A 5,841-nucleotide genomic window follows, 5' to 3' on the forward strand; every position below is an offset into this window, starting at 1 on the left:
CATCGACAACATCACGTGGGAGTGCGACTACCCGCACAGCGACTCGATGTGGCCCAACGCCCCCGAGGAACTGTGGGCGGACTTCCGGCGCCACGACGTCCCCGACGAGGACATCAACAAGATCACCTTCGAGAACGCCATGCGCTGGTACTCCTTCGACCCCTTCAAGCACATCCCCCGCGAGGAAGCCACCGTCGGCGCGCTGCGCAGGCAGGCCGAGGGCCACGACATCAGCATCCAGTCACGCAGCCACCGCGTGATCGACCCCTCCGAGAAGCTGGAGGCCTTCCGCTCCCGCGCCCGCATGGCCGCGGTCGCCCAGAGCTGACGCCCGGACCCGTCAGCGGACAGGACAGCGGAACTCGGCTTTCGTGCATGCAAGTTCGCATCGCATTGTGCTTGGTTCCGTCACGTCCTCGGGCCGACCACGTCGGCGAGCGGGCGACGCGGCGTGGGCGGCACCTCGGTGCCCGTGCCGAGCCGCAGCACCATCTGCGCGGTGCCGTAGTGCCGTGCCTCGGAGGCGACTTCGTCGCGCAGGTCGGGGTTCTCCAGCGGCTGGTTGGCGAACGACGCCGCGATGCCGTAGCGCGTGCCGGTGACCAGGACGCGCAGCAGCGCCTGCCCCGCGATGAGCCACTCCGCGACGCTGTCCCCGCCGGTTTCCAGGACCGCGATGGTCGGACGGCGCTCGAAGGCGGTGCTGCCGCGCCCGGGGATGTCCCGGCCGACGGCGAGGTCGCGTACGGTCCCCGTGCCATCCAACGCCCGCGGTCCAAGGCTGCGGGCGGGCACCCCGTCGCGCCGATGCGGCGCGTCGGGGGCGCCGACCCAGGCCGCGCGTTCCTCGCGGAGGTATTCGTCCTCCAGACCGGTCGCCGCGCGGATCAAGGTCAGCAGCCGCTCGTACGCCGGCTCGCGTTCGACGACGCGCAGCCACGTGCCCTCCTCGCGGGCGGCGTCGCGCAGATACTCCAGGACGAGCGACGGGATCGGCGTCTCGCGGAACGGCCCGCGGTTGGTGCGGCGGCTCGGCAGACTCCAGTACAGGGTCGCGAAGCGCGGGTCGGGCGCCGCGTCGGTGACGCGTATCCGGGCGACGTACAGCGGCTCATCCGGGTCCGGAAGCAGGACGGTCTCGGTGCCGAGGTCGAGCGAGGCGTACCCCAGCCTGGCGGCGAACGCGGCGGCGCCGCACGCGATGTGCGCCTCGCGGCCGTCCGGGTCGCCGAGCGGCAGCGCGCGCTCGGGATCGACGTGCACCTCAAGGTCGTCGCCGTCCCAGCGGAACCACCACGGCTGCGTGTTGTGCTTCGACGGCGCGGAGGTGGCGGCGCGCAGGATGCGCTCGCGCTGTTTGGGGGTGAGGGGCGCGCTGTTCATCGTCGACCTCCTGAGACGGCCGGAGGCGGCTGTCGGGGTGACCGCCCGGTGCTGCCCAGACTCCGGGAGCGCTCCCGGGCACGGTAGGGCCGTCGGTCCCGGCCCCGGGGGCCGAAGGGCCCGGCCCGGTGCGACACGCCCGAGTGGTGTGGCGCCGACGTGGGAAGACGCAGTCCATGGTGCCTGCCGAACACGTCCTCGTCGTCAACGCCGGCTCGTCCAGCCTGAAGCTGTCCGTTGTCACCCCCGACGGGGAGGCTCGGTGCCGGGCCGGTCTCCGCGTCTCCGACTTCATTCCCCCGGCGGCCGTCGCCGAGTTCGTGCGCGGCGCCGGGCGGATCGACGCGGTCGGCCACCGCGTCGTACACGGCGGCGACGCCTTCCCCGGCCCGGCGCGGGTGACCCCCGATGTGGTCGCCCGGATCGCGGCCCTGGCACCGCTCGCTCCCCTGCACCAGGGCCGGGCCCTCGCCGCGATCGACGCGGTCCGTGAGGCGCTGCCGTCGACGCCCGCGGTCGCGTGCTTCGACACGGCGTTCCACCGCACGCTCCCGGACGAGGCCGCGACGTACGCTCTGCCGCACGCGTGGCGCGAGAAGTGGCAACTTCGGCGGTACGGGTTCCACGGCCTGTCGCACGCCTACGCGGCACGCCGGGGCGCGGACCTCGCCGGACTTGATCCGGCGGTCGCCCGCGTCGTCACGTGCCATCTGGGTGCCGGGGCCTCGCTGTGTGCCGTGCGCGGCGGCGTGTCGGTCGACACCACGATGGGTTTCACGCCGATCGAGGGCCTGGTCATGGCGACGCGTCCCGGCGACGTCGACGCCGGCCTGCTGGTGCGGCTGTTGCGCGACGGTGTGGCCCTCGACGACCTCGACGACGCGTTGGAGCACCGTTCGGGACTGGCCGCGCTCGCGGGTCACGGCGGCGACATGCGCGCGATCCGGGACGCGGCCGACGGCGGCGACACGGCCGCGATCGCGGCTCGACGGATGTACACGTACCGGATCCGGACGCGGATCGCCGCGATGAGCGCCGCGATGGGGGGCCTCGACGTGCTGGTCTTCACCGGCGGCGTGGGGGAGCACGACTCGGGTGTCCGGGCGGCGGCCACCGAGCATCTCGGTTTCCTCGGTGTCGCCGTGTCCGCCGCCGCCAACAAGGCGGCACACGGCGACGCGGACATCTCCGAGCCGAACGCGGCGGTACGCACCCTCGTGGTCACCGCACGTGAGGACGTCGAGGTGGCCGACGAGACCCGCAGGACGCTCGCTGCGGCCCCGTGAGCCCGCAGCCGAGCCTGCCGCCGGGAGCGGCACATCACAAGAACGGCCATGGCCCCGGGCCGTTCGACCCTGGTGTCCCGCGTCGCATCCCGGGCAGCGTCGCACACGACACCGCGTACGCGGCGCCCGCTCGGCGCGCCCAGCGACTTCGAGGAGAGCCATGACCGACCTCATCAAGGTGACCGACACCCGGGTCACCGAGCTGCGCACGGTGAACGCGTGGTGGCGGGCCGCGAACTACCTAGCGGTCGGCCAGATCTACCTCATGGACAATCCGCTGCTCACCGAGCCCCTGCGGCCCGAGCACGTCAAGCCGCGGCTTCTCGGCCACTGGGGAACCTCCCCCGGCCTGAACCTCGTGTACGCGCACCTCAACCGCGTGATCCGGCAGCGCGGCACGACGATGATGCACGTCACCGGCCCCGGGCACGGCGGTCCGGCGGCGCTCGCGGGCGCGTGGCTGGACGGGACGTACAGCGAGCGCTACCCGGACGTCTCGCGCGACATCGCGGGGATGCGGACGCTGTTCCGGCAGTTCTCGTTCCCGGGCGGGGTGCCGAGCCACATCGCGCCGGTCGTGCCCGGTTCGATCCACGAGGGCGGCGAGCTGGGGTACAGCCTGTCGCACGCGTTCGGGGCGGCGTTCGACAACCCGGATCTCGTGGTCGCGTGCATCATCGGCGACGGCGAGGCGGAGACCGGCCCGCTGGCCGCGTCCTGGCACGGCACGAAGTTCCTCAGCCCGGTGTGGGACGGCGCGGTCCTGCCGATCCTGCACCTCAACGGCTGGAAGATCGCCAACCCGGCGATCCTGGCGCGGCTGCCGCGCGAGGAACTGGACGCGCTGCTGACCGGATGCGGTTGGGTGCCGACCTATGTGGAGGGCGACGACCCCGACGCCGTGCACACCGCCCTCGCGCGGGCCCTGGACAAGTCGCTCGACGAGATCGCACGCATCCAGGCCGCGGCACGCAGCGGCCGCGAGGTGGGCCGTCCGCACTGGCCGATGATCGTGCTGCGCACACCGAAGGGCTGGACCGGACCGCACGAGGTCGACGGACAGCAGGTCGAGGGCACGTGGCGCTCCCATCAGGTGCCGCTGACGCAGGTGCGCGGGAACCCGGCGCACCTGCGCGCCCTGGAGCGGTGGCTGCGTTCGTACCGCCCCGACGAGTTGTTCGACACGGAAGGGCGGCCCACTCCCGACGTGCTGGCCAACGTGCCCGCCGGCGACGCCCGGCTCGGCGCCGTGCCGCAGGCGAACGGCGGCCTTCTCTTGCGCTCGCTGCCGTTGCCGGACGTGGGGCGCTACGCGGTCGAGGTCGACGAGCCCGGCACGACGTTGTCCGAGCCCACGCGGGCGCTCGGCGCGTGGCTGCGCGACGTGACCGCCGCGAGCGCGCCGCGCCGCGACTTCCGGATCTTCGGGCCGGACGAGACCGAGTCGAACCGTCTCGGAGCCGTGTACGAGGCGAGCCCCAAGGCGTGGCAGGGCCCGTTCCTCGACGTCGACCAACACCTCGCCGGCGACGGCCGAGTGATGGAGATCCTGTCCGAACACACCTGCCAGGGCTGGCTGGAGGGCTACCTGCTCACCGGGCGGCACGGCGTCTTCTCGACGTACGAGGCCTTCACGCACCTGGTCTCGTCGATGTTCAACCAGCACGCCAAGTGGCTGCACGAGTCGGCGAAGATCGACTGGCGCGCGCCGATCGCCTCACTCAACTACCTTCTGACGTCGCACGTTTGGCGGCAGGACAACAACGGCTTCTCGCACCAGGACCCGGGCTTCGTCGACCACGTCGTCAACAAGCGGCCCGAGGTCGTCCGCGTGTACTTCCCGCCGGACGCCAACACGCTGCTGGTCACCGCCGAACACACCTTGCGCAGCCGGGGTTTGGTCAACGTCGTCGTCGCCGGGAAACAGGCCATGCCCAACTGGCTCGACATCGAGGCGGCCCGCCTGCACTGCGCGCGCGGCGTCGGCGTGTGGGAGTTCGCCTCGAACGACCGAGGCGCGCCGGATGTCGTGCTGGCGTGCGCGGGCGATGTGCCGACGCTCGAAACCCTGGGCGCTGTGGAGCTGTTGGGTCGCCATCTGCCCGAACTGCGGGTGCGCGTGGTCAACGTCGTCGACCTGATGCGGCTGCTGCCGCAGTCCGAGCACCCGCACGGGATGTCCGACGCGGACTACGACGCGTTGTTCGGCACCGACGTGCCGGTCATCTTCGCGTACCACGGGTACCCGTGGCTGATCCACCGGCTGACCTACCGGCGGCACGGCCACTCCGAGCTGCACGTGCGCGGCTACAAGGAGTTCGGCACGACGACGACGCCGTTCGACATGGTGGTCCTCAACGACATGGACCGCTACCAGCGCGTCATCGACGTGATCGACCGCGTGCCGTCGCTGGGCCGAAACGCGGCGGACGTACGGCAGCTGATGACCGATCAGCGGACCCGGCACCACGCGTGGATCCGCGAGCACGGCGAGGACCTGCCGGAGATCCGCGAGTGGCGGTGGCCGGGCGGCGCGTAGTCGACGGGCATCGCCGCGTCCTCCCCCGGGCGGCACAGCGGAAGCGCCACAGGTCGCTGTGCGCCGAATCCGGGGGACGGCTGACTTGGCGGGGCTCCGCTACGTGCGCGCGATGCGGCGTCCGGTCACCAGTTCCGCACGGACGCGAACCACTCGGTCGTGCACGCCGGGCGCCCACGGCTCGGGAGCCACGGCCAGCGTCCGCGCGTACTCGCTGCCGTTGTCGAGGATTTCGGCCAGCCCGGTGACGACGACGCTCCACCCCGACCGGTTCGCGGGGTCGACTTCGTCCGCCTCGAACGCGACCACGTTGCCGTCGAGTGCTCCGGCGAAGGAGGAGTCGCCGCGGACCCGGAAGACGACATCGGTGCCCCGCACCGCGAAATTGACCGGCCTGACCGCCGGCAGCGCGCGCTGCGAGAACACGACCCGCCCGACCTGCGCCCCCGCGAGCAGCGCGAGCGCTTCGTCCCTCCCGAGTTCGACCATGCGAGTTGGCCCCGCAACGCCCGGCCCGGCACTTTCGTTCCGCATGCGGGAATCCTCACCCGCCCGCCGCGCCGCGCGACAGGGCCAAACGGCCCCTCCTGCCGTCGAGAGCACGGCAGCGGGGGGGGGGGGGGGGGGAGGAAA

At 72.4% G+C, this 5,841-nt stretch carries 4 protein-coding genes and 1 pseudogene; 3 read left to right on the forward strand and 2 right to left on the reverse strand.

Annotation, left to right across the window (positions count from 1 at the left end):
- Positions 1-328, forward strand: a pseudogene (locus ACRX5W_RS32125) (amidohydrolase family protein); the annotation flags it as partial.
- Between the two features lie 80 nt (positions 329-408).
- Here the strand turns inward: ACRX5W_RS32125 and ACRX5W_RS32130 are convergent.
- Complete coding sequence (locus tag ACRX5W_RS32130; RefSeq protein ID WP_436791922.1) at positions 409-1,383, reverse strand: Acg family FMN-binding oxidoreductase; 975 nt, start codon at positions 1,381-1,383, stop codon at positions 409-411.
- Positions 1,384-1,559: 176 nt separating this feature from the next.
- On the opposite strand from ACRX5W_RS32130, the gene ACRX5W_RS32135 reads away from it, so the two are divergent.
- On the forward strand, positions 1,560-2,669 hold the full coding sequence (locus ACRX5W_RS32135) for an acetate/propionate family kinase (protein WP_436791923.1): 1,110 nt from the start codon (positions 1,560-1,562) through the stop codon (positions 2,667-2,669).
- A gap of 160 nt (positions 2,670-2,829) precedes the next feature.
- On the forward strand, positions 2,830-5,208 hold the full coding sequence (locus ACRX5W_RS32140; RefSeq protein WP_436791924.1) for a phosphoketolase family protein: 2,379 nt from the start codon (positions 2,830-2,832) through the stop codon (positions 5,206-5,208).
- Positions 5,209-5,307: 99 nt separating this feature from the next.
- Here ACRX5W_RS32140 and ACRX5W_RS32145 read toward each other — a convergent pair whose 3' ends face one another.
- A complete protein-coding gene (locus ACRX5W_RS32145) occupies positions 5,308-5,742 on the reverse strand; it encodes a pyridoxamine 5'-phosphate oxidase family protein (RefSeq protein WP_436791925.1) in 435 nt (144 codons plus the stop codon).
- Positions 5,743-5,841: the final 99 nt, after the last annotated feature.

Origin of the sequence: Yinghuangia sp. YIM S10712 (assembly GCF_051388935.1) — a bacterium.
Taxonomy (GTDB): domain Bacteria; phylum Actinomycetota; class Actinomycetes; order Streptomycetales; family Streptomycetaceae; genus Yinghuangia.

Excerpts from the sequence above, each read along its gene's own strand:
- ACRX5W_RS32145 (WP_436791925.1), bottom strand. The coding sequence starts at position 5,742 with ATGCGGAACGAAAGTGCCGGGCCGGGCGTTGCGGGGCCAACTCGCATG.
- ACRX5W_RS32140 (WP_436791924.1), top strand. The coding sequence starts at position 2,830 with ATGACCGACCTCATCAAGGTGACCGACACCCGGGTCACCGAGCTGCGC.
- ACRX5W_RS32130 (WP_436791922.1), bottom strand. The coding sequence starts at position 1,383 with ATGAACAGCGCGCCCCTCACCCCCAAACAGCGCGAGCGCATCCTGCGC.
- ACRX5W_RS32135 (WP_436791923.1), top strand. The coding sequence starts at position 1,560 with ATGGTGCCTGCCGAACACGTCCTCGTCGTCAACGCCGGCTCGTCCAGC.